This window comes from Acidovorax sp. SUPP2825 (genome assembly GCF_030158995.1).
GTDB lineage: Bacteria > Pseudomonadota > Gammaproteobacteria > Burkholderiales > Burkholderiaceae_C > Paracidovorax.
In genome coordinates, this window is sequence record NZ_BQXK01000007.1 from 32,658 (window position 1) to 55,289 (window position 22,632).

The 22,632-nt window shown below is 68.5% G+C and carries 23 protein-coding genes; 20 read left to right on the forward strand and 3 right to left on the reverse strand.

Annotated features, from left to right (window positions below):
- Positions 1-29 precede the first annotated feature (29 nt).
- From AVAK2825_RS10645 to AVAK2825_RS10680, 8 genes are all read left to right on the forward strand, one after another.
- Positions 30-1,196: a dienelactone hydrolase family protein gene (locus tag AVAK2825_RS10645; RefSeq protein ID WP_284397770.1), complete on the forward strand. Its 1,167-nt coding sequence runs from the start codon at positions 30-32 to the stop codon at positions 1,194-1,196.
- 79 nt (positions 1,197-1,275) lie between these two features.
- Positions 1,276-2,064, forward strand: coding sequence for an enoyl-CoA hydratase/isomerase family protein (locus tag AVAK2825_RS10650; RefSeq protein WP_284397772.1), 789 nt, complete (start codon positions 1,276-1,278; stop codon positions 2,062-2,064).
- A gap of 11 nt (positions 2,065-2,075) precedes the next feature.
- Complete coding sequence (locus AVAK2825_RS10655) at positions 2,076-2,795, forward strand: DUF4126 domain-containing protein (RefSeq protein WP_284397776.1); 720 nt, start codon at positions 2,076-2,078, stop codon at positions 2,793-2,795.
- Positions 2,796-2,918: a hypothetical protein gene (locus tag AVAK2825_RS10660; protein WP_284397778.1), complete on the forward strand. Its 123-nt coding sequence runs from the start codon at positions 2,796-2,798 to the stop codon at positions 2,916-2,918. It begins immediately after the preceding gene.
- Complete coding sequence (locus AVAK2825_RS10665) at positions 2,911-3,033, forward strand: hypothetical protein (RefSeq protein ID WP_284397780.1); 123 nt, start codon at positions 2,911-2,913, stop codon at positions 3,031-3,033. The genes AVAK2825_RS10660 and AVAK2825_RS10665 overlap by 8 nt, the downstream gene beginning before the upstream one ends.
- Positions 3,026-5,047, forward strand: a complete 2,022-nt coding sequence (locus tag AVAK2825_RS10670; protein WP_284397785.1) for an acetyl-CoA carboxylase biotin carboxylase subunit — start codon at positions 3,026-3,028, stop codon at positions 5,045-5,047. Before AVAK2825_RS10665 ends, AVAK2825_RS10670 begins: the two co-directional genes overlap by 8 nt.
- A 37-nt stretch (positions 5,048-5,084) precedes the next feature.
- Positions 5,085-6,005, forward strand: a complete 921-nt coding sequence (locus AVAK2825_RS10675; protein ID WP_284397787.1) for a 2-hydroxyacid dehydrogenase — start codon at positions 5,085-5,087, stop codon at positions 6,003-6,005.
- A 42-nt stretch (positions 6,006-6,047) separates the two neighbouring features.
- Positions 6,048-6,962, forward strand: coding sequence for a hydroxymethylglutaryl-CoA lyase (locus AVAK2825_RS10680; protein ID WP_284397789.1), 915 nt, complete (start codon positions 6,048-6,050; stop codon positions 6,960-6,962).
- 10 nt (positions 6,963-6,972) lie between these two features.
- Here AVAK2825_RS10680 and AVAK2825_RS10685 read toward each other — a convergent pair whose 3' ends face one another.
- Positions 6,973-7,920 carry a LysR family transcriptional regulator gene (locus AVAK2825_RS10685; protein ID WP_349817169.1) on the reverse strand — a complete coding sequence of 316 codons (948 nt, stop codon included), beginning with the start codon at positions 7,918-7,920 and terminating at the stop codon, positions 6,973-6,975.
- A gap of 234 nt (positions 7,921-8,154) precedes the next feature.
- Between AVAK2825_RS10685 and AVAK2825_RS10690 the strand changes: the two genes are divergently transcribed.
- The 12 genes from AVAK2825_RS10690 to AVAK2825_RS10745 all read left to right on the forward strand — a co-directional run bounded on the left by AVAK2825_RS10690 (position 8,155) and on the right by AVAK2825_RS10745 (position 19,937).
- A complete protein-coding gene (locus AVAK2825_RS10690; protein WP_284398362.1) occupies positions 8,155-9,636 on the forward strand; it encodes an ABC transporter substrate-binding protein in 1,482 nt (493 codons plus the stop codon).
- Between the two features lie 46 nt (positions 9,637-9,682).
- A complete protein-coding gene (locus AVAK2825_RS10695; RefSeq protein ID WP_272550879.1) occupies positions 9,683-10,600 on the forward strand; it encodes an ABC transporter permease in 918 nt (305 codons plus the stop codon).
- Between the two features lie 22 nt (positions 10,601-10,622).
- A complete protein-coding gene (locus AVAK2825_RS10700; RefSeq protein ID WP_272565313.1) occupies positions 10,623-11,540 on the forward strand; it encodes an ABC transporter permease in 918 nt (305 codons plus the stop codon).
- Positions 11,541-11,553: 13 nt separating this feature from the next.
- A complete protein-coding gene (locus AVAK2825_RS10705; RefSeq protein WP_284397801.1) occupies positions 11,554-12,540 on the forward strand; it encodes an ABC transporter ATP-binding protein in 987 nt (328 codons plus the stop codon).
- Positions 12,537-13,388 carry an ATP-binding cassette domain-containing protein gene (locus tag AVAK2825_RS10710; protein ID WP_284397805.1) on the forward strand — a complete coding sequence of 284 codons (852 nt, stop codon included), beginning with the start codon at positions 12,537-12,539 and terminating at the stop codon, positions 13,386-13,388. Before AVAK2825_RS10705 ends, AVAK2825_RS10710 begins: the two co-directional genes overlap by 4 nt.
- A 55-nt stretch (positions 13,389-13,443) precedes the next feature.
- The gene (locus AVAK2825_RS10715) at positions 13,444-14,853 is read left to right on the forward strand and encodes a M20 family metallopeptidase (protein ID WP_284397807.1); all 1,410 of its coding nucleotides are present in this window, start codon (positions 13,444-13,446) and stop codon (positions 14,851-14,853) included.
- An 85-nt stretch (positions 14,854-14,938) separates the two neighbouring features.
- Entirely contained in the window at positions 14,939-15,445 is a 507-nt protein-coding gene (locus AVAK2825_RS10720) for a YbaK/EbsC family protein (RefSeq protein WP_272565308.1), read from the forward strand.
- Complete coding sequence (locus AVAK2825_RS10725) at positions 15,442-15,717, forward strand: DUF1289 domain-containing protein (protein WP_284397811.1); 276 nt, start codon at positions 15,442-15,444, stop codon at positions 15,715-15,717. Before AVAK2825_RS10720 ends, AVAK2825_RS10725 begins: the two co-directional genes overlap by 4 nt.
- Positions 15,714-16,364, forward strand: a complete 651-nt coding sequence (locus AVAK2825_RS10730) for a 2-hydroxychromene-2-carboxylate isomerase (protein ID WP_284397813.1) — start codon at positions 15,714-15,716, stop codon at positions 16,362-16,364. The genes AVAK2825_RS10725 and AVAK2825_RS10730 overlap by 4 nt, the downstream gene beginning before the upstream one ends.
- A gap of 387 nt (positions 16,365-16,751) precedes the next feature.
- Positions 16,752-18,410, forward strand: a complete 1,659-nt coding sequence (locus AVAK2825_RS10735; RefSeq protein WP_284397816.1) for an MFS transporter — start codon at positions 16,752-16,754, stop codon at positions 18,408-18,410.
- Positions 18,411-18,652: 242 nt separating this feature from the next.
- Positions 18,653-19,615: a porin gene (locus tag AVAK2825_RS10740; RefSeq protein WP_272565303.1), complete on the forward strand. Its 963-nt coding sequence runs from the start codon at positions 18,653-18,655 to the stop codon at positions 19,613-19,615.
- Between the two features lie 121 nt (positions 19,616-19,736).
- Positions 19,737-19,937, forward strand: coding sequence for a hypothetical protein (locus AVAK2825_RS10745; RefSeq protein ID WP_284397820.1), 201 nt, complete (start codon positions 19,737-19,739; stop codon positions 19,935-19,937).
- Between the two features lie 99 nt (positions 19,938-20,036).
- Here the strand turns inward: AVAK2825_RS10745 and AVAK2825_RS10750 are convergent, their stop codons facing one another.
- Positions 20,037-21,146, reverse strand: a complete 1,110-nt coding sequence (locus AVAK2825_RS10750; RefSeq protein WP_284397822.1) for an ABC transporter substrate-binding protein — start codon at positions 21,144-21,146, stop codon at positions 20,037-20,039.
- 190 nt (positions 21,147-21,336) lie between these two features.
- Positions 21,337-22,437 (reverse strand): ABC transporter substrate-binding protein, encoded by a 1,101-nt coding sequence (locus AVAK2825_RS10755; protein ID WP_284398365.1) that lies wholly within the window; start codon positions 22,435-22,437, stop codon positions 21,337-21,339.
- Positions 22,438-22,632 lie beyond the last annotated feature (195 nt).

Genomic DNA, 22,632 nt, shown 5'->3' on the forward strand with positions numbered 1-22,632 from the left:
GGCCTGTTGCCACTGACCAAGACCCTGCCATGACGTTCCGCCGACACACCCTGGCCTGGCTGTTGCACGCAGCGCTGTTGATGGGCGCCTTGCCCGCGCTGGCCAAGCTGCCTTCGCCCCCTCCGCCCGAACTGGATGCCACGCTGCGCGAGCAGGTCGTCATGGTGCGCAAGGGCGAAGGGCCGAAGGCCATCGAGTTGGAAACCACGGTGTATCGCCCGCCTGGCGCGGGGCCGTTTCCGGTCGTCGTCATCAATCACGGCAAGAGCAAAGGGGACACGCACCTTACGGCGCGGCAGCGATACCTGGCTGCCGCGCGTGTCTTCGTGGAGCGCGGCTACCTCGTGGTGATCCCGATGCGCCAGGGGTTCGCACAGTCCACGGGTGCCTATCCGGGCACCGGCTGCGATGTCGAACGCAATGGCCGCAAGCAAGCCGAGGACGTGCAGGCCGCACTGGCCTACGTGCGCCGCCTGCCGGACGCGGACAGCCAGCGCATCGTGGTCGTCGGCCAGTCGCACGGGGGCCTCACCACCATGGCGCTGGGAGCGCTGAACCCGCCTGGCGTGCGCGGCCTCATCAACTTCGCCGGCGGGCTGCGGCAGGACACCTGCCCCGGCTGGCAGGAACACCTGGTCAGTGCCTTCGGTGCCTACGGCGAGGGCACGAAGCTGCCGTCTCTGTGGTTCTACGGCGACAACGACTCGTACTGGTCGCCCTCGCTGTACCGCGACATGTTCGCGCGCTATTCGGCCTCCGGTGGGCCGGCGAAGCTCGTGGCTTACGGCAAGTTCGGTACCGACTCGCACCGGCTGTTCAGCTCGCAAAGCGGCGTGCCCATCTGGTTGCCAGAGGTGGATCGCTTCCTGGCCGGCCTGGGCCTGCCGTCCCGGCCGGTGACGCACATTCCGATGATGCCGCACGACAGCGCCGTGCCCCGGGCCACCGACGCCTACCCCGTCGCCGATGCGTCGGCCATCCCCTACGTGCGCGATGCGGCGCGCGAGGGCTACCGCAAGTTTCTCGCGGCGCCGTGGCCGCGGGCCTACGCCATCGCGCCCAGCGGCGCCTGGGCCTACTACTACGGCCGGGCCGATGCCATGGCCGCGGCGGTGGCCCGCTGCAACGAAAACGCCAAGGCGGCGACTTGCCACCTGTATGCCGTGGACGACCACGTCGTGTGGGAGGCGCCATGAGGCCTCGGCATTCGCCCGCCGCACGCCTCCGGCCGCATCCGCGTCCGGCCTTTTCTCCAGAGCACCGAGGACCCAACCCATGACTTCCGTCCAGACGGCCTATGACGGCGCCGTGGCGCGCATCACGCTGGCGCAGCCCGATCTGCGCAACGCCTTCAACGACGAAACCATTGCCGCGCTCACCGACGCCTTCGCGCAGGCAGGCAGCCGCGACGGCGTGCGTGCCGTGGTGCTGGCCGCGCAGGGCACGGCCTTTTGTGCCGGTGCCGACCTGAACTGGATGCGCCGCATGGCCGACTACACGCGCGAGGAGAACGTGGCCGACGCCGGCGCGCTGGCCGAGATGCTGCGCACGATCTACGAATGCCCCAAGCCCACCATCGCCCGCGTGCAGGGCGACGTGTATGCCGGCGGCATGGGCCTGGTGGCGGCCTGCGACATGGCGGTGGCCGTCGATACGGCGGGCTTTTGCCTGTCGGAGGTGAAGCTGGGGCTCATCCCGGCGACCATCAGCCCCTATGTGATCCGCGCCATGGGCGCGCGCGCCGCCCACCGCTATTTCCTGACCGCCGAGCGCTTCGGTGCGGCCGAGGCGCTGCACCTGGGCTTCGTGCACGCGGTGGTGGAGTTCGAGCAGCTCGACGACACGGTGGATGCGTGGCTCAAGGCGCTCACCAGCGCCAGCCCGGCAGCGGTGCGCGCCTGCAAGCGGCTGGTGCAGGACGTGGCGGGCCGCGACATCGATGCCGCGCTCATCGCCGCCACGGTGCAGGGCATTGCCGACATCCGCGCCAGCGACGAGGGCCGCGAGGGCGTGCAGGCCTTCCTGCAAAAGCGCAAGCCCTCGTGGCTGGTGGGGCCGGGCTGACCGGGGACGGCATGGACGCGCTCTGGCTGCACATCGTTCAGTGGCTCCACGCCGCAGGGCTGCACGTGGACCCCGGCACCGCCCGCGACGTGGCGGCCGGCGCGGCCCAGGCCACTTCGGAGATGGACCTGCCGGGCCTGCTGGCGCTGGCCGCTGCGCTCGGCTGGGCCAGCGGGTTCCGGCTCTACGCGGTGGTCTTCATCGTGGGGCTCATGGGCGCGGGCGGTTGGCTGCCACTGCCTGCCGGGCTGCACGCGTTGCAGCACCCGGCCGTCCTCACCGTGAGCGGGCTGCTGCTGTGCGTGGAGTTCTTCGCCGACAAGGTGCCCTGGCTGGACAGCGCCTGGGATGCGGTGCACACCGTTATCCGCATTCCCGGCGGCGCGCTGCTGGCCGCGGGCGTGTTCGGCGCCGACAACGCCACCATGGGCCTCGTCGCGGGGCTGTTGGGCGGCTCGCTCTCGGCCACGGCGCTGGCCACCAAGATGACCACGCGTGCCGCGGCCAACACCTCGCCCGAGCCGTTCTCCAACTGGCTGCTGTCGTTCTTCGAGGACGGCCTGGTGGTGGCCGTCGTGTGGATGGCCACGCAGCACCCGGTGCTGTTCGGCATCGCGTTGGTGGTGATGCTGGTGCTGTCGGCGCTGCTGCTGATCGTGCTTTTCAAATTCCTGCGTGCCGTGCTGCGGCGCGTGTCGTCCCTCTTTTCCGGTCCTGCGAAGGTGGTTTGAATGTTCTCCAAAATCCTGATGGCCAACCGCGGTGAAAACGGCCGCATCGCAGCCGTTTCGGTAAATGGCGTGGCACGCGCAGCGTGCGCACGCGGTTTCGCCGCGGAGGTGGCCCATGTTTAAGAAGATCCTGATTGCCAACCGCGGTGAAAACGGCCGCATCGCAGCCGTTTCGGTAAATGGCGTGGCACGCGCAGCGTGCGCAGGCGGTTTCACCGCGGAGGTGGCCCATGTTTAAGAAGATCCTGATTGCCAACCGCGGTGAAATCGCCTGCCGTGTGGCCGCGACCGCCCGCCGGCTCGGCGTGAAGACCGTGGCCGTGTACTCCGATGCCGACGCCGGCGCCAAGCACGTCGCCGCATGCGACGAGGCCGTGCACATCGGCGGCAGCTCGCCCAAGGAAAGCTACTTGCAGTGGCAGCGCATCATCGACGCGGCCCGGGCCACGGGCGCGCAGGCCGTGCACCCCGGCTACGGCTTCCTGTCGGAGAACGAGGAGTTCGCCCAGGCCTGTGCGGATGCCGGTCTGGTGTTCATCGGCCCGCCCCCGTCCGCCATCCAGGCCATGGGCCTGAAGGCCGAGTCCAAGCAGCTCATGGAAAAGGCCGGCGTGCCCCTGGTGCCCGGTTACCACGGGGCCGACCAGGACCCCGCGCTGCTGCAGCGCGAGGCCGACCGCATCGGCTACCCCGTGCTCATCAAGGCCAGCGCGGGTGGCGGCGGCAAGGGCATGCGCGCGGTGGACCGGTCGGAAGACTTTGCCGCCGCCCTGGCGTCGTGCCAGCGCGAGGCCATCAACAGCTTCGGCGACGACGCGGTGCTCATCGAAAAATACGTGCAGCGCCCGCGCCACATCGAGATCCAGGTGTTCGGCGACACCCTGGGCAACTGCGTGTACCTGTTCGAGCGCGACTGCTCGGTGCAGCGGCGCCACCAGAAGGTGCTGGAAGAGGCCCCGGCCCCCGGCATGACCCCGGCCATGCGCGCCGAGATGGGCGATGCCGCGGTGGCCGCTGCGCGCGCGGTGAACTACGTGGGCGCGGGCACGGTGGAGTTCATCGTGGAGCAGCGGGCCGATGGGTCCATGGACTTCTTCTTCATGGAGATGAACACCCGCCTGCAGGTGGAGCACCCGGTGACCGAGGCCATCACCGGCCAGGACCTGGTGGAGTGGCAACTGCGCGTGGCCTGCGGTGAGCCGTTGCCGCTGGCGCAGGACCAGTTGCGCATCGGCGGCCATGCCATCGAGGCGCGCATCTGCGCCGAGAACCCCGACAACCAGTTCCTGCCCGCCACCGGCACGCTGCAGGTGTACCGCAAGCCCGCGGCCACCAGCTTCCAGCGCGCGCCCCTGGACAGCGGCGGTGTGCGCATCGATGACGGCGTGCGCGAAGGCGATGCCATCAGCCCCTTCTACGACTCGATGATCGCCAAGCTCATCGTGCACGGCGACACGCGCGAGCAGGCGCTGGCCCGGCTCGACGAGGCGCTGGCGCAGACCCGCATCGTGGGCCTGTCCACCAACGTGCAGTTCCTGCGCCGCGTGGCCCGTACCGATTCGTTCGTGCAGGCCGACCTGGACACGGCCCTGATCCCGCGCGAGCAGGCCGTGTTGTTCCACCAGGAGCCTGTGGGCCTGCCGCTGGCCGCGGCGGCGGCGGTGGCCCGGACGCTGCAGCGCGAGCGCGCCACCGAGGGGGCCGACCCGTTCAGCCGCCGCGACGGCTGGCAATCGCACGGCGTGACGCGCCGCCGGTTCGCGTTCGAGTTCGGCGGCCAGCCCGCCAATGCCTGGCTCACCTACGCCGCGGGCGGCGCGATGGAGCTGGCGGTGGGCGAGGGCGATGCCGCGGTGGCGGGGTCGCTGGCCTTCACCGCCGATGGCGAAGGCCTGGACCTGCACTTCGCCGGCCAGCGCACGCGCGCCGTGGTGCATGCCCAGGGCGAGACCGACCACGTCTTCACGCCGCGCGGCGCCACGCAGATCGTCGCCATCGACCTGCTGGCCCATGCGGGTGAGGCGCCGTCCGAAGGCGGGCGCCTGACCGCGCCCATGCCCGGCAAGGTGGTGTCGTTCGCCGTGAAAGCGGGCGATGCCGTGACCAAGGGCCAGGCCCTGGCCGTGATGGAGGCCATGAAGATGGAGCACACCATCGCCGCGCCCGTGGACGGCACGGTGCAGGAGCTGCTCTATGCGCCCGGCGACCAGGTGACCGAAGGCGCCGAACTGCTCAAGCTCTCGCCCGCGTGACAGCGCGCAATCCGCAGCCGCGATACGCTCCTGGGCCATGAACATCACCTTTTGCTGTACGCACACCAAGGCCGATCCCTGGCTGCAGGGCCTGCAGGCTGCGCTGCCCGGGGCGCACATCACCGTCTGGCAACCCGGCGCGCCCCCGGCCGATTTCGCCGTGGTCTGGGCGCCGCCCCAGCAGTTCATGGACGAGCAGGCCGGCATCCAGGCGCTCTTCAACATCGGCGCAGGCGTGGATGCGCTGCTGGCCCTGCGCCTGCCGCCCGGCGCGCAGGTGGTGCGGCTGGACGATGCCGGCATGGCCGTGCAGATGGCCGAATACGTGTGCCACGCGGTGGTGCGCCACTTCCGCGAGTTCGAGGCCTACGAGGCCGACATGCGCGCCGGGGGCTGGGCCTACCGCCGGCCGCGCCTGCGCAGCGAATTCTCCGTCGGCGTCATGGGCCTGGGAGTGCTGGGCGAGCGGGTGGCGAAGGCGCTGGCGCACTTCGAGTTCCCGGTGAACGGCTGGAGCCGCTCGCCCAAGGCCGTGGAGGGCGTGCGGGCCTTTCATGGCGCGGAGGGTTTCGACGGCTTCCTGGCTGCCAGCCGCGTGCTGGTGAACCTGCTGCCGCTCACGCCCGACACGCAGGACATCCTGAACCGCGACACGCTCTCGCGCCTGCAGCCGGGCGGCTATGTCGTCAATGTGGCGCGCGGCGCGCACCTGATCGAAGACGACCTGATCGCCCTCATCGACGCCGGCCACCTGGCCGGGGCCACGCTCGACGTGTTCCGCACCGAGCCGCTGCCCGCCGACCATCCGCTGCGCACGCACCCCCGCATCACGACCACGCCCCACACCTCCGCCCGCACGCTGCGCGAAGAAAGCATCGCCCAGATCGCGCGCAAGATCGCCGCCATGCAGCGCGGCGAGCCGGTGGCCGGCATCGTGGACCCCCGGCGCGGCTACTAGGCCTCGGGCACCGCCCCGCATTCTTTACCGCAGGATTTCCCCATGAGCAGCAGCATTCCTTCCCGCGTCAAACTCGTCGACGTCGGCCCGCGCGACGGCCTTCAGAACGAAAAGTCTCCCGTGCCCGCCGAGGTCAAGATCGGTCTCGTGCACCGCCTGCAGGCGGCCGGCCTGACGGAGATCGAGGTCACCAGCTTCGTCTCGCCCAAGTGGGTGCCCCAGATGGCGGACAACGTGGAGGTGATGGCGGGCATCGAGCGCCAGCCCGGCGTGCGCTATTCGGTGCTCACGCCCAACCTCAAGGGCTACGAGGCCGCGGTGCCCACGCGGCCCGACGAGATCGTCGTCTTCGGTTCGGCCAGCGAGGCCTTCAGCCAGAAGAACATCAACTGCAGCATCGCCGAGAGCATCGAGCGCTTCGCGCCGGTGGTCAAGGCGGCGCGCGCGGCGGGCATTGCCGTGCGAGGTGCCATGAGCTGCACCGTGGGCTGCCCCTACGAGGGCGAGGTGGCGCCCGAGCGCGTGGCGTACCTGGCGGGCCTGATGAAGCAGATCGGTGTGCAGCACGTGGGCGTGGCCGACACCATCGGCGTGGGCACGCCGCGCAAGGTGCAGCGCGCCATGGAGGCCACCTTGCAGCACTACGGCATCGACGCAGTGTCGGGCCACTTCCACGACACCTACGGGCAGGCGCTGGCCAACACGCTGGCCTCGCTGGAGATGGGCGTGTGGCAGTACGACACCTCGGTGGCGGGCCTGGGCGGCTGCCCCTACGCCAAGGGCGCCACGGGCAATGTGGCGACCGAAGACGTGGTGTACATGCTGCACGGCATGGGCATCGAGACCGGCATCGACCTGGACAAGCTCATCGATGCGGGCACGTACATCAGCGACTTCCTCGGCCGGCCATCGAACTCGCGCGCGGCCAAGGCCCTGCTGACCAAGCGGCTGGGCTGAGGCCGAGCGGTCAGCCGCCAGGCAGCGGCGCCGCCACGTTCTGCAACTGCTCCTTGAGGTGCGCCAAAAACGATTGCGCCGCGCGTGACAGCGTGCGGCCCATCAGCGTCTGCACCTCGATGTTGCGCAGGTCCAGCCCACGGTCGCGCAGGCGCACGCAGGCCATCTCCTCGCGCTCGATCTGGTAGCGCATGGTGATTTCGCCCGAGATGGACACGCCCTCGGGCTCGTGCTTGACGAACCCAAACAGGCTGGCGATGTAGTTGCTGGTGAGCACGGGGTCGATCTGCACCTTCTGGCGGCTGCACGCGATGTCGAACAGCTGCCGCACGGTGGTGTCCATTTCGGGCAGCGCCACGGGATAGTTCTGCAGCTGCGACAGGCTGACCTGCTGAAAGCGCGTCAGCGGATGGCCGCGCTGCACCACGGCCAGCACGGGCGAGGGCTGCAGCAGCTCGATGCGGATGTCCTTTTCGGCGCTGCGGCTCATGGTGATGCCGATGTCCGCATCGCCCAGCAGCACGCGCCGCGTGCTTTCGGCCGGCGGAAACACCCCCAGGTGGAACTGGATGCCCGGGTGCCGCCGCCGGAAATCGCTGATGAGCCGGGGCAGGAATTCCAGCGCGAAGCCCTCCGACGAGGCCAGTCGCACCCGCCCGCGCTCCATGCCCTGCAGCGCCTGCATTTCATGCACCACGCGCTCCGCGTCGTGCGCGGACTTCTGCGCGTGCACCGCCAGCAGCTCGCCCGCCGCGCTGGGCACCATGCCGCGCGCGTGGCGGTCGAACAGCGTCGCGCCCAGGAGGTCTTCCAGGTGCGCAATGTGGCGGCTGATGGCCGAGCCCGCCACGTTCAGCCGCTGCGAGGCCTCGCTGATCGAGCCGCAGCGCACCACCTCCAGGAAGTAGCGCAGGGCCGTGTCCTGCAATTGGCGGGCGACGATCTGCGAGCGTTTCATGGCGGTGGGCGATGGGGCGTGGTGCACTGCGGCAATCCCACAAGCATAGGCGCAATGCGGCGGGAGCATTGCCTTTTTGAGATCGCTCGCCGCGATATTCGGTAATGGCGGAAACGCCTCCGAGGTCCCATTCTTGCTCCCGTTCACTGTGTTTCCTGTTTCATCACGATGAAGGAGTTCGCAATGGGGCATTTATTCACCCACTGGGTGCGCCGGGGCTGTCTGGCACTGGGCATGATGGTTTTCGGGGCCGGCGCGCACGCCGGCAAGGCCAACGACACGCTGACCTACGCGTCGGACAACGAGGTCGAGAACGTGAGCCCGTACCACAACAACATGCGCGAGGGCGTCGTGCTCGCGGCCATGGCGTGGGACACGCTGCTCTACCGCGGCACGAAGACGGGCGAGCTCAAGCCGCAGCTCGCCACCGCCTGGAAGTGGGAGTCGCCCACCGCGCTGCTGGTCACGCTGCGCCAAGGCGTCACGTTCCACAACGGCGACAAGTTCACCGCCGACGATGTGGCCTACACCTTCAACGTGGTGACCGGCCCCGACGCCAAGATCGCCACGCGCCAGAACACCGACTGGATCAAGAGCGTGGACAAGGTGAGCGACTACGAGGTGCGCATCCACCTCAAGACGCCGTTCCCCGCGGCGCTGGAATACCTGGCCGGCCCCACGCCCATCTACCCCGCAGCCTATTTCACCAAGGTGGGGCTGGAAGGTTTCAGCAAGGCGCCGGTGGGCAGCGGCCCCTACAAGATCACCAGCGTGGTGCCGGGACAGGGCGTGACGATGGTGAAGAACACTGCCTACTTCAAGGACAGCCCCGCGGGCCAGCCCAAGATCGGCACCGTGAAGTTCACCGTCATCCGCGACCCGGAAGCCCGCATGGCCCAGCTGATGACCGGCGCGGTGGACTGGATCTGGCGCGTGCCGGCCGACCAGGCCGATTCGCTGAAGGCCGCGCCCAACCTCTCGGTGCTGAGCGGCGAGACCATGCGCGTGGGCTTCATCTCCATCAACAACAACGGCACCACGCCCGAGGCCGCGCCCTTCAAGGACCCCCGCGTGCGCCAGGCGCTCAACTACGCCATCAACCGCAAAGGGCTGGCCGACAGCCTGGTGCGCGGCGGCAGCCAGCCGGTGTATGCGCCGTGCTTTCGCACGCAGTTCGGCTGCGACACCAGCAAGGTGCAGCAGTACGAATACAACCCGGCCAAGGCCAAGGCGCTGCTGGCCGAGGCGGGCTACCCCAACGGCTTCGACACCGCGCTGTGGGCCTACCGCGAGCGCGAGTACGCCGAGGCGATGATCGGTGACCTGCGCAAGGTCGGCATCCGCGCGCGGCTGCACTTCGTGCAATACCCGGCGCTGCGCACCGAGCTGCGCGCCGGCCGTGCGCCGCTCACGTTCCAGGCCTGGGGATCGTTCTCGATCAACGACGCCTCGGCCTTCGTGGGCAACTTCTTCAAGGGCGGCCCGGACGACACTGCTAAGGACCCGCAGGTCATCGCGCTGATGCAGACGGCCGACGCCACGGTGGACAAGGCCGAGCGCAAGGCCAAGTACGCCCAGGCGCTGCAGCGCATCTCCACCCAGGCCATGTGGGCGCCGCTGTTCTCGTACTCGACCAACTATGCGTTCACCTCGGACCTGAAGTTCGAGGCCCAGCCCGACGAGCTGCCGCGCTTCTTCCAGGCCAGCTGGAAGTGACGTCCCCGGCGTTCGTGTCCCTCCCACACCCTCGCGGGCCCCTGCCATGCTGATCTACATCTTTCGCCGCCTGCTGGTGGCGCTGAGCGTCATGCTGACCGTGGCGGTCGTCAGCTTCATGCTGCTGCACCTGTCGGGCGACCTGGCCACCGCCATCGCGGGCCCGGAATCGAGCGCCGCCGACGTGGAGAAGATCCGCGTGCAGTACGGCCTGGATCGCCCCATCGTGGAGCAGTTCTTCGACTGGCTGGGCGCGGCGGCGCGGCTGGATTTCGGGCGGTCGTTCTATTTTCAGAACACCGTCATGGAGCTGGTCGGCGAGCGCCTGCCCATCACGCTCAAGCTCGGCGGCGTGGCGCTGCTGCTGGCCGTGGCCGTGGCCATTCCATTGGGCGTGCTGGCCGCGCTCTACCGCGACACGTGGATCGACCGCCTGGCATTGATGGTGGCGGTGGTGGGCCAGGCGATGCCGACCTTCTGGTTCGCGCTCACGCTGGTGCTGCTGTTCGCCGTGGGCCTGAAGTGGCTGCCCGTGGCGGGCAACACGAGCTGGCAGCATTTCGTGCTGCCGGCGGTGGCGCTGGGCTACTACGCCATGCCGGCCATGATGCGGCTCACGCGGGCCGGCATGCTGGACGTGCTGGGCGCGGACTACATCCGCACCGCGCGCGCCAAGGGCCTGAGCCGCTCGCGCGTGGTGTTCAAGCACGCGCTGCGCAACGCCATCATTCCGGTGGTGGCGCTGGCCGCGGTGGAGCTGGGCTTCATGCTCGGCGGCTCGGTGGTGATTGAGTCGGTGTATTCCATGCAGGGGCTGGGGCAGCTCGCCTGGGACTCCATCGCGCGCAACGACTACCCCGTGGTGCAGGCCGTGGTGCTGATCATCGCGGTGTTCTACATCGCGCTCACCTTCCTGGCCGACGTGCTCAACGCCGCGCTCGACCCGCGCATGCGCACCCGCTGAAGCCGCCGCACCGGAGATTGCCATGAACGCTTCCACCACCCTTTCCTCTCCCGGCGCGGCGGCCACCCTGGCCCTGCCGTCGCCGCCGGCCTGGCGCCGCTGGCTGCGCCGCGTGCTGGGCCAGCGCGGCCTGGTGCTCGGCGCCATCGTGCTCGTACTGGCCCTGGTGGCCGCGCTGCTCGCCCCCTGGATCAGCCCGCACGATCCCTACGCGCAGGACGTGACCCAGCGCCTCATTCCGCCCGTCTGGCACGCCAAGGGCAGCTGGGAGCACGTGCTGGGCACCGACAAGCTCGGCCGCGACTACCTGAGCCGGCTCATCTACGGCGCCCGCGTGTCGCTGCTGATCGGCGTGGTCACCGCGCTCATCGCCGGGGCCATCGGTACCACGCTGGGCGTGCTGGCCGGCTACTTCGGCGGCCGGGTGGATGCGGTCATCAGCTACATCATCACCACGCGCCTGGCCATGCCGGTGGTGTTGGTGGCCCTGGCCATGGCCTCGCTCGTGGGCGGCTCGCTGCAGGTGGTGATCGTGCTGCTGGGCCTGCTGCTGTGGGACCGCTTCGCCATCGTGACCCGCTCGGCCACGCAGCAACTGCGCGATGCCGAGTTCATCGCGGCGGCCAAGGCGCTGGGCGCCTCTACGCCTTACATCCTGGTGCGCGAGTTGCTGCCCAACCTGATGAGCGCACTCACCGTGGTCGCCACGCTGGAGATGGCGCACGCCATCCTGCTCGAATCGACCCTGTCGTTCCTGGGCCTGGGCGTGCAGCCGCCCACGCCGTCGTGGGGCCTGATGGTGGCCGAGGGCAAGGCCTACATGTTCTTCCAGCCCTGGGTGATCCTGATCCCCGGCGTGGTGCTGGCGGTGCTGGTGCTGGCCATCAACCTGGTGGGCGACGGCATCCGCGATCTCACGGCCCCCGATGGCCGGAACTGAAAGGCAAAGACCCATGACCACCCCTTTGCTGGAAGTGAAGAACCTGCGCGTGGACCTGCCCACCGAGCGCGGCATGCTGCACGCGGTGCGCGGCATCGATTTCCATGTGAACCGCGGCGAACTGCTGTGCCTGGTGGGCGAGTCGGGCTGCGGCAAGTCGATGACCTCGCTCGCGCTCATGGGCCTGCTGCCGCGCAAGGCGGTGCGCACGGCCGACCACATCCGCTTCGACGGTGCCGAGCTGCAGGGCCTGCCCGAGCGCGGCATGGCAGCGCTGCGCGGCGCCCGCATGGCGATGATCTTCCAGGAGCCGATGACTTCGCTCAACCCGTCGTACACGCTGGGCGACCAGCTGTGCGAGGCGCTGCGCGCGCACCGCAAGGTGAGCATGGCCCAGGCGCGCGAGCGGGCCGTGTACCTGCTGGAGCGGGCGGGCGTGCCGCAGGCGCCCGAGCGCCTGCGCCAGTACCCGCACCAGCTCTCGGGCGGCCTGCGCCAGCGCGTGATGATCGCCATGGCGCTGATGTGCGAGCCCGACCTCATCATTGCCGACGAGCCCACGACGGCGCTGGACGTGACCATCCAGGCGCAGATCCTGCGGCTGCTGCGCGAGCTGCAGCAGGAGTTCGGCACGGCCGTGGTCTTCATCACCCACGATCTGGGCGTGGTGGCGCGCATCGCCGACCGCGTGGCGGTGATGTATGCGGGCGAGGTGATCGAAACCGCGCCGGTGGGCGAGCTTTTCGCGCGCCCCACGCACCCCTACACGCAGGGCCTGCTCAATTGCATTCCCGTGCGCGGCAAGACGCTGCCGGGCAGCCGGCTGCAAGCCATTCCCGGCGTGGTGCCCAGTCTCGTCGGCACCGTGCAGGGCTGCGCTTTTTCCAACCGCTGCGCGCATGCGCAACCGGCCTGCGCGCACACGCCGCCCTATGTGGCGGTGGATGCCCACCACGCGGTCCGCTGCGTGCAGGCCCATCCCCTGGCGGAGGCCGCATGACCCCTTCACCTCTCCCCCCCGCACCCGGCAGCGACATCGCGCTGGAGCTGTGCGCGCTGCACCGCAGCTTCCGCCTGAAGCGCGGACTGTTCCGCGCGCCCGGCGAGATCCACGCGGTGAACGACGTCTCGCTGCGCGTTCGCAAGGGCGAAACGTTGGGCCTGGTCGGCGAATCCGGCTGCGGCAAGAGCACGCTCGCCAAGATGCTGCTGGGCCTGCTGCCGCCCAGCTCGGGCAGCGTGCTGGTCGATGGCAAGGAGATCGATCCGCGACAGCGCCGCGCGCTGGCGCGGCGCATCCAGCCCATCTTCCAGGACCCGTACTCGTCGCTCAACCCGCGCCGCACCGTGGCCGACATCGTCGGCGTGCCGCTGCGCCTGCACCAGGTGGGCACGGCCGTGGAGCAGCGCCGGCGCGTGCGCGAGATGCTCGATCTGGTCGGCATGCCCGAGCGCACCCATGCGCAGTACCCCAACCAGCTGTCGGGCGGGCAGCGCCAGCGCGTGGCCATCGCGCGGGCGCTGGTGCTGCGGCCCGACATCCTGATCTGCGACGAACCGACCTCGGCGCTCGACGTGTCGGTGCAGGCGCAGATCCTGAACCTGCTGCTCGACCTCAAGGCCGAGTTCGGCCTGACCTACCTGTTCATCAGCCACGACCTGGGCGTGGTCGAGCACCTGGTGGACCGCGTGGCCGTGATGTACCGCGGCGCCATCGTGGAACTGGGCACGCGCGAGCAGATCTTCGCCCGGCCCGAACACGCCTACACCCGCCGGCTGCTGGCCTCCGCGCTCACGCCCGAGCCGGGCCTGGGCATTCCCGACATCGAGCGTGCGGCCCTGGCCTGAGCAGCCTACACGCACCTTCCATTCACTCCACCCACCCCACCCGAGGACCTTTCCCATGAGCCGTGACCAAGCCATTGCCCAGACACTGGCCTGCTTCGACGACGGGCGCTTTCAGCAGACGCTGGCGCGCCGGGTCGCCTTCCGCACCGAAAGCCAGGACGCCGCCAGCGGCCCCATCCTGCACGCCTACCTGACCGAGGAGATGGTGCCGCAGCTGCAGGCGCTGGGCTTTGCATGCCGTGTGGTGGACAACCCGGTGCCGGGCAAGAGCCCCTTCCTGCTGGCCGAGCGCGCCGAGGAGGGCGCGGCCTTCACGCTGCTGACCTACGGCCATGGCGACGTGGTGCGCGGCTACGACGCGCAATGGCGCGCGGGCCTCAAACCGTGGGACATCGTGGTGGAGGGCAACCGCTGGTATGGCCGCGGCACGGCCGACAACAAGGGCCAGCACACCATCAACCTCACCGCGCTGGAGCAGGTGCTGGCGGTGCGCAGCGGCCGCCTGGGCTACAACGTCAAGATCATCCTGGAGATGGGCGAGGAGGACGGCTCGCCGGGCCTGAACGCGGTGTGCGCGAACGAGCGCGATGCGCTCGCGGCCGACCTCTTCATCGCCTCAGACGGACCCCGGGTGTCCGCCTCGCGCGCTACCCTGTTCCTGGGCTCGCGCGGTGTCTTCAACTTCGACCTGCACGTGAAGCTGCGCGACGGCGGCCACCACTCGGGCAACTGGGGCGGCCTGCTGCGCAACCCGGGCATCCGGCTGGCGCATGCCATCGCCAGCCTGGTGGACGAGCGCGGCCGCATCCAGGTGCCGGGCCTGCGTCCCACCGAGCTGCCCGCCAGCGTGCGCGAGGCGCTGCGCGACATCGACGTGGGCGGCGGCCCGGACGACCCTGAGATCGACCTGGACTGGGGCGAGCCCGGCCTGACCCCGTCCGAGCGCGTGATCGGCTGGAACAGTCTGGAGGTGCTGGCCTTCACCACCGGCAACCCGGCCATGCCGGTGCATGCCATTCCCGCCGAGGCGCGCGCGCACTGCCACATGCGCTACGTGGTGGGCTCCGACCCCACGGCGTTCCTGGACCACATTCGCGAGCACCTGCAGGCCCGCGGCTTCACCGACGTGGAGGTGCGAGGCACCGACGTGCACATGGCCGCCACCCGGCTGGACCCGGACGATGCCTGGGTGCGCTGGGGCCTGGCCTCCATCGAGCGCTCCACCGGCCGGCGCCCGGCGCTGCTGCCCAACCTGGGCGGCTCGCTGCCCAACGACGTGTTTTCCGAGACCCTGGGCCTGCCCACGCTGTGGGTGCCGCACTCGTACCCGGCCTGCTCGCAGCACGCGCCCAACGAGCACATCCTGGCGGACGTCACGCGCGAATCGCTTCAGATCATGGCCGGCCTGTTCTGGGATCTGGCGGAGCAGGGCCCCGGCGTGCACCAGGAGCGCGCGGCGGCTTGAAGGTCCCCCGAGAGGCTGCGCGCCCCGGCGGCCATCGCTAAGATCAACGCTTTGGACCACCGGCCTTCCGGCCTTGAGAGATCCCATGTGCGCAGCCGAACTCATTCCCCTCCCCGAAGGCGTCCAGCGCGTGGCCGCCACGCTGCAGTCGCTGGGCCATCCGCACATGCCGCGCATGCTCGACGACGCGGCGCGCACCGCCCAGCAGGCGGCCGATGGCCTGGGCATCCTGGTCGGCCAGGTGGCCAAGAGCATCATCTTCCGGCGCAAAAGCGACGATGCGGCCGTGCTGGTCGTCACCTCGGGCGACCGGCGCGTGGATGAGAAGAAGGTCGAGGCCCACGTCGGCAAGATCGGCCGGGCCGATGCCGAGTTCGTCAAGGCGCGCACGGGCTTCTCGATCGGTGGCGTGTCCCCCGTGGGCCACGCCACGCCGCCGGTCACGCTGATCGACCGCGAGCTGTTCCGCTTCGAGGAGATCTGGGCCGCGGCCGGCCACCCGCACAGCGTATTCGCGCTGCGCCCGCAGGACCTGGAAAAGCTCACCAGCGCGCCCGTGGTCGATGTGGTGCAAGCGCCGATCGAACCATGAGTGCGACCGAATCGATCGCCAACCGCGCGATGCTGCTGAGCGCGGGAGGCTATTTCGACGAAGACAGCACGGACGGCGTGCCCTCGCCGTGCATCTCGGTGTGCCGCCTGTCGGCCGACGGCACCTACTGCGACGGCTGCTTTCGCACGCTGGACGAGATCCGCGCATGGTCGGGCGCGGATTCCAACGAACGCCGCGCGATCTGGGCCCGCCTCGCGCAGCGCGCGGGTTTCGAGTTTCCCCCGCCATCCCCTTTTCCGGACCTGCCGTGAAGCACATCACCTTCTACCTGGACTTCGTCTCGCCCTATGCCTGGCTGGCGTTCGAGCAGTTGCCGCAGGCCCTGGAAGGACTGAGCTACAGCGTCGAGTACCGCCCCGTTCTGCTGGGCGCGCTGCTGCAGCGCCACGGCAACCCGGGCCCGGCGGGTATTCCGGCCAAGCGGCTGTGGACGTACCGCCATGCCGAATGGCTGGGCCATTCGCTCGGCACGGGCCTGGCCATGCCGGCCCAGCACCCGTTCAACCCATTGCCGCTGCTGCGCCAATCGCTGGCCTGCAGTGAGGACGGCGCCATCAACCGCTTCGTGGCTGGCACCGTGCTGCGCCACGTGTGGCTGGGCGGGCACGATGCCAACGACCCCGCGCGTCTGCAGGCGCTGGCCGAGACGCTTGCGCAACAGGTGCGCCCGGACCCCGCAGGCGCTGCCGCCAAGGCCCTGCTGCGCGCCAACACCGACGCGGCGGCGCAGCGTGGCGTGTTCGGCGTGCCGGCTTTCGAGGTGGAAGGCCGCCTGTTCTGGGGGCTGGACAGCCTGCCCATGCTGCGGGCCTGCCTGAGCGGCGACCCCTGGTTCGACGGCCCCGCATGGGACCGTACCGAAGCGCTGCCCTCCGGCTTGCCGCCCGCCGCCGCCTGATCCCGCCGAACCCGGTGGCAGGCACCGAGTCGGCCCGCTTGATCGCGCTGATGCGGCCGATTCCTCCGAGGTCCCCGCCCTTTCAGGGTTAGTCCCTGGCAGGGTTTTCCCGCGGCGCGGCGGTGCGGCGTTGGTGCCTCCGTGGCCCGTTCGGTGGGCTGCACCGCAGTTTTACCCCCGATTTACCGCATCGAGAAATGCGGGTGCAGGGTTGGCCCGGGGTTTGTCAGGTGGCTGTCAGTCCGGGGCGCCGTGGGGCGCCTGGCGCTTGTCAGTGTTTGGTCAGATGCACGTCCGATATTGCGGTCCAGGCTGCGACGAGTGCCCGGAAACCCCATCGCACCGTGTATTTCCGCATCCATCCGACCACCAATGGAGACAAGCACCATGGCTACCAATGTTGCATCCCGGCCCATGTCGCCGGAAGAAAGAAAAGTCATCTTCGCCTCGTCGCTGGGCACCGTGTTCGAGTGGTATGACTTCTACCTGTACGGCTCGCTCGCGGCCATCATCGCCAAGCAGTTCTTCAGCGGGCTGGATGCGGGCTCGGCCTTCATCTTCGCGCTGCTGGCCTTCGCGGCCGGGTTCATCGTGCGGCCCTTCGGCGCGCTGGTGTTCGGGCGCCTGGGCGACATGATCGGGCGCAAGTACACCTTTCTCGTCACCATCCTGATCATGGGCCTGTCCACGTTCATCGTGGGCATCCTGCCGACCTACGCCAGCATCGGCGTGGCCGCGCCGGTGATCCTGATCGCGCTGCGCATGCTGCAGGGCCTGGCCCTCGGCGGCGAGTACGGCGGGGCCGCCACCTATGTGGCCGAGCACGCGCCGCAAGGCAAGCGCGGCGCCTACACCTCGTGGATCCAGACCACCGCCACGCTGGGCCTGTTCCTGTCGCTGCTGGTCATCCTGGGGACCCGCACCGTGATGGGCGAGCAGGAGTTCGGCGACTGGGGCTGGCGCATTCCGTTCCTGGTGTCCATCCTGCTGCTGGGCATTTCGGTGTGGATCCGGCTGTCGCTGTCGGAATCGCCCGCCTTCCAGAAGATGAAGGCCGAAGGCAAGACCTCCAAGGCGCCGCTGGCCGAGTCGTTCGGCGAGTGGAAGAACCTCAAGATCGTGATCCTCGCGCTGATCGGCCTGACCGCCGGCCAGGCCGTGGTCTGGTACACGGGGCAGTTCTATGCGCTGTTCTTCCTCACGCAGCAGCTGAAGGTGGATGCCGTCACGGCCAACCTGATGATCGCCGCCGCGCTGCTGATCGGCACGCCGTTCTTCATCGTGTTCGGCACGCTGTCGGACAAGATCGGCCGCAAGCCCATCATCATGCTGGGCTGCGTGCTCGCCGTGCTGACGTACTTCCCGGTGTTCAAGGCCCTGACCGAAGCCGCCAACCCCGATCTCGCCGCCGCGCAGGCCAAGAACAAGGTGGTGATCGTGGCCGACCCGGCCGAGTGCTCGTTCCAGTTCAACCCCACGGGCACGTCCAAGTTCACGAGTTCGTGCGACATCGCCAAGCAGGTGCTGGCCGCCGGTTCGGTGAGCTATGACAACGAAGTCGCACCGGCCGGCACGCCCGCCGTGATCAAGATCGGTGCCACCACCATCCCGAGCTACAGCGCCAAGGGCCTGCCCGCCGACCAGGTCAAGGCCAAGGACGCAGAGTTCAAGAAGGCCGTGGCCGACACCCTCAAGGCCGATGGCTATCCCACCAAGGCCGACCCCGCCAAGATGAACAAGGTGATGATGGTCGTCCTGCTGACCTACCTCGTGCTGCTGGTGACCATGGTGTACGGCCCCATCGCTGCCATGCTGGTGGAAATGTTCCCCACCCGCATCCGCTACACGTCGATGAGCCTGCCGTACCACATCGGCAACGGCTGGTTCGGCGGCCTGTTGCCCACCACCTCGTTCGCCATCGTGGCGCAGACCGGCAACATGTACAACGGCCTGTGGTACCCCATCATCATCGCGGGCGCCACGGCAGTGATCGGCACGCTGTTCATCCGCGAAACCAAGGATGTGGACATCTACGCCAACGACTGATTGGAACCGCCCGGGCTCCCGTGAATCGGGAGCCCGCAGTGCGGAAAAGGGCTGCATGTGTTGGCAAAAAACGCCAAAGTGTGGTGGCGATGCATCAAGGCTGTTATGAAAATGACTTTTGGGGGTGGTATTGAGGCGCCACCCCCTAGAATTTCGTAAGTAGTTGCACCAACGCCCGGCGGCCACCCGCTCTGCAGTGCCTACCACACCATCTGACGGATAAAAGCATTCAAGGAAATCACATGCAAAAGACGAATCGTTTGGCACTGGCTGTGCTGGCTCTCCTGGGTAGCACCGCTGCCTTCGCCCAAAGCAGCGTCACGCTGTATGGCCGTGTGAACACCACGGTGGAACGCCAAGAAGTGGGCGACACCAAGACCACCGGTCTGTTCAACAACGCTTCGCGTTTCGGCTTCAAAGGCGTGGAAGACCTCGGCGGTGGCCTGAAGGCTGGCTTCCAACTGGAAAGCGGCTTCGCTTCCGACACCGGTTCTTCCGATGCACGTGGTTTCTTCGCCCGTCAAAGCGAAGTGAACCTGTCGGGTGGTTTCGGCGCCCTGCGTCTGGGCCGCTTCACGGCTGAGTCCTACTACGCCACGGCCGACTACGTCAGCCTGCACAACCATGACACCGGTTCGTCGTCCGACGCGTTCTACGCCTACGTGATGCCCGATGCCAACAAGATTTCCTACCGCACGCCCGATTTCGGCGGCCTGACCGTCGAAGGCGCCGTGGCACTGCACGAGCAAGCTGTCGGCGTGAAGAACGCCTATGACCTGGCTGCCAACTACAACCTGGGCGCTCTGGCCCTGGGCGCTGGCTACAGCAAGCAAGGCGACGTGAACCAGTTCGCACTGCGCGGCCTGTACACGATGGGTTCGTTCATGTTCGGCGGCTACTACCAACGTGACGAAGACGCATACGTCCTGAACGGCGGCAAGCGCAACACGTTCCGTCTGTCGGGTGCCTACCTGATGGGCGCTTCGGAATTCCACGTGAACGTGGGCCGTGCCGGCAAGTACAAGAACGTGGCTGACAGCGCCGCTACGCAATACACGCTGGGCTACAACTACAACCTGAGCAAGCGTACCAAGGTGTACGGCTACTACACGAAGGTGAACAACAGCCGCAACGCCGCTTACATGACGGGCATCGCCGGCGCTGACTTCAGCTCCGTGGCCGTGGGCGTTCGCCACGCATTCTGATGGTTGACGCGGGTCGGCGGCCCCGGCTGCCAACCCGCGTTCCAGACGATCCGAGCCTCACATCCCGAAAGGGGTGTGGGGCTTTTTTTCAGCCGTTCGTTTCACTAAAAAGGAGATAGGTATGTGGAAAATTGTCGTGGGCTTCGTTCTGTTCGCAGCGCTGTCGCTCTTCGTCATCATGAAAGCCGGAGACAAAGTGGACATGAGCGGTGAAAAGCACGGGGCCGATGCCGTGCACGTGCCTGAAACGGCGGTCCCTGCGGCCAGCAGCCCCGCATCGGCACCTGCCGTGCCCGCCTCGGGAGCCAGCAGCGCTTCCTAAAGCAGGCGGTTGCCCGATGCAGACATGAAAAAGCCCGCTGATGCGGGCTTTTTGCCGAGCGCGGAGGGCTGGTGGGGCGAAAGCGAGGTTTTCAGCCCCTCAGCGGCGGAATTTTCCGTCCGCGCCGAGGATGGACAGGTCGGCAAAGTCCAGCCCGGTGTGGTCGTCGGGGCCGTAGCTCACCTCCAGGCCGCCCAGGTCGAGCTTCTGCAAGCCTTCCAGCGCCGCATGGATCCGCTCCCGGGTGGGCTTGGGGCCGGCGCGGCGCAGGCCTTCCACCAGCACCTTGGCGGCCGCGAAACCTTCCAGCATGGCGGGGCTGACTTCCTTGCCCCGGCTCTTGGCGAGGTCCTGTGCTTCGCTCACCAGGGGCAGGTTCACGGCGCGCTCGCTGGGGAACACCTGGGTGACGATCACCCCCCGGGCGTTGGCGCCCAGGCTTTTGGCGAAACCGGCGGAGGCATTGTTGGACAGGGTGGCCATCTGCGCCGTCGAGCCCGCGGCGCGCAGGGCCGCGTAGCCTTCGGCCACCGCGGTGCTGGAGGCGATCATCAGCACGGCCTGGGCCTGGGACTGCGCGATCTTGGGCACGAGGGCGGCGAAGTCGGGCTTGGAGCGATCGACCTTCTCCAGCAGCACGGCCTTGACCTTGGCGGCGTCCAGCCCCTTTTGTGCGCCGACCAGGCCGTCCGCGCCGAAGCTGTCGTCCGCATGGACCACGGCGATCTTGGTGATGCCGACGGACACCAGGTGCGCGATGGCCTTCTCGGCCTCGCGCTGGTAAGGCGCCCGCACGTTGAAGACGTTCCGGCGCACGGGCCGGTGCAGCACCATGGCACCGGTGGAGGGGCCGACCAGGGCCACGCCGTACTTGTCCAGCAGCGGGATGACGGCTTCGGTGGGCGGCGTGCCCCGGGTGAGGAAGAGGGCGGAGACGTTCTGCTCTTCGATCAGCTTGCGGGCATTGGCCGCGGCCAGCTGGGGGTCGAGCTTATCGTCCAGCGAGATGAGCTGGATTTTCTGCCCGTGGATGCCGCCCCGCGCATTGATGGCGTCCAGGTACAGCTTGGCGCCGTCGGTGGTTTCCTGCACCCCTGCGGCCACCGTGCCGGAAAAACCGGCGGTCTGTCCGATGAGGATCTGCGCCTGCGCGGCCGACAGCAGCGCCGTCAGGGCCACGCCCGCGCTGATTTTCTGGAGGGTTCTCATAGCTCTCTGGTCAAAGGATGGAGGGGCGTGCCGGACTCGCTCCGGCCCCGGCATGTCCGGCGATGGCGCTTCTCAGGAAGGGACGTAACCGAAAGGTACGGCGATTGTGCCGAGGCGATGGCCGCGGCTTTCCTCATATCCCCCGGATGGGCTGGGCCATTGCGGCCGCTCGGGCACGCTGCCCGAGCCTTCAGCGGCGGAACTTTCCGTCGGTTCCGATGATAGACAGGTCGGCGAAGTCCAGGCCGGTGTGGTCCTCTGGGCTGTAGCTGATTTCAAGCCCGCCCAGGTCGAACTTCTGCAGCCCCTCCAGGGCCGCCTGGATGCGGTCGCGGGAGGGCTTGGGGCCGGCGCGGCGCAGGCCTTCGACCAGGACCTTCGCGGCGGCATAGCCTTCCAGCATGGCGGGGCTGATTTCCTTGCCCTGGGCCTTGGCGAGGTCCTGCGCCTCGCGCACCAGGGGGAAGTTCATGGCCCGTTCGTTGGGGAACACCTGGGTGACGATCACGCCGCGGGCGTTGGCGCCCAGGCTTTTGGCAAAACCGGCGGAGGCGTTGTTGGACAGCGTGACCATCTGCGCGCCCGAGCCGGCGGCGCGAAATGCCGCATAGCCTTCGGCCACGGCGGTGCCCGAGGCGATCATGAGCACGGCCTGGGCCTGCGACTGCACGATCTTGGGTGCGATGGGAGCAAAGTCCGGCTTGGATCGGTCGAACTTCTCCTGCAGCACGGCCTTGAGCTTGGCGGCTTCCAGCCCCTTTTGCGCGCCGACCATGCCGTCGGCCCCGAAGCTGTCGTCCGCCTGCACCACGGCGATCCGGGTGATGCCCATGGACACCAGGTGGGAGATCGCCTTTTCGGCTTCGCGCTGGTAGGTGGCGCGCACGTTGAAGACGTTCTTGCGCACCGGCTTGTGCAGCACCATGGCGCCGGTGGAGGGGCCGACCAGGGCCACGCCGTGCTTGTCCAGCAGCGGAATGATGGCCTCGGTGTGGGGCGTGCCGCGCGTGAGGAAGAGGGCGGAGACGTTCTGCTCCTCGATCAGCTTGCGGGCATTGGCGACGGACAGTTGCGGATCGAACTTGTCATCCAGAGAGACCAGCTCCACCTTCTGGCCGTGGACCCCGCCCCGGCCGTTGACGGCGTCCAGGTACAGCTTGGCGCCCTCGGTCGTCTCCTGCACGCCCGAGGCCACTGCCCCTGAAAATCCGGCGGTCTGGCCGATGAGAATCTGTGCCTGGGCCGCCGACAGCAAGGCGGCCAGGACCAGTGCGGCGCCGGTGTTGCGCATGAATGCCATGGTGTGTCTCCAATCCGTGAGGGGTTGCCGAGGAAAGCCCTCTGCCTGGGCTCCACCTTGCCGAAGTTGACGATTCGTGACAATAGGTAACACCCTGGGTCGAAGGCCTTTTCCATGCCGCGGGCGGTTGCCAACGGCGGCCTCGCCCCGATATGGGAAAACGCCCTACCTTCCGCGCGCGGAAGC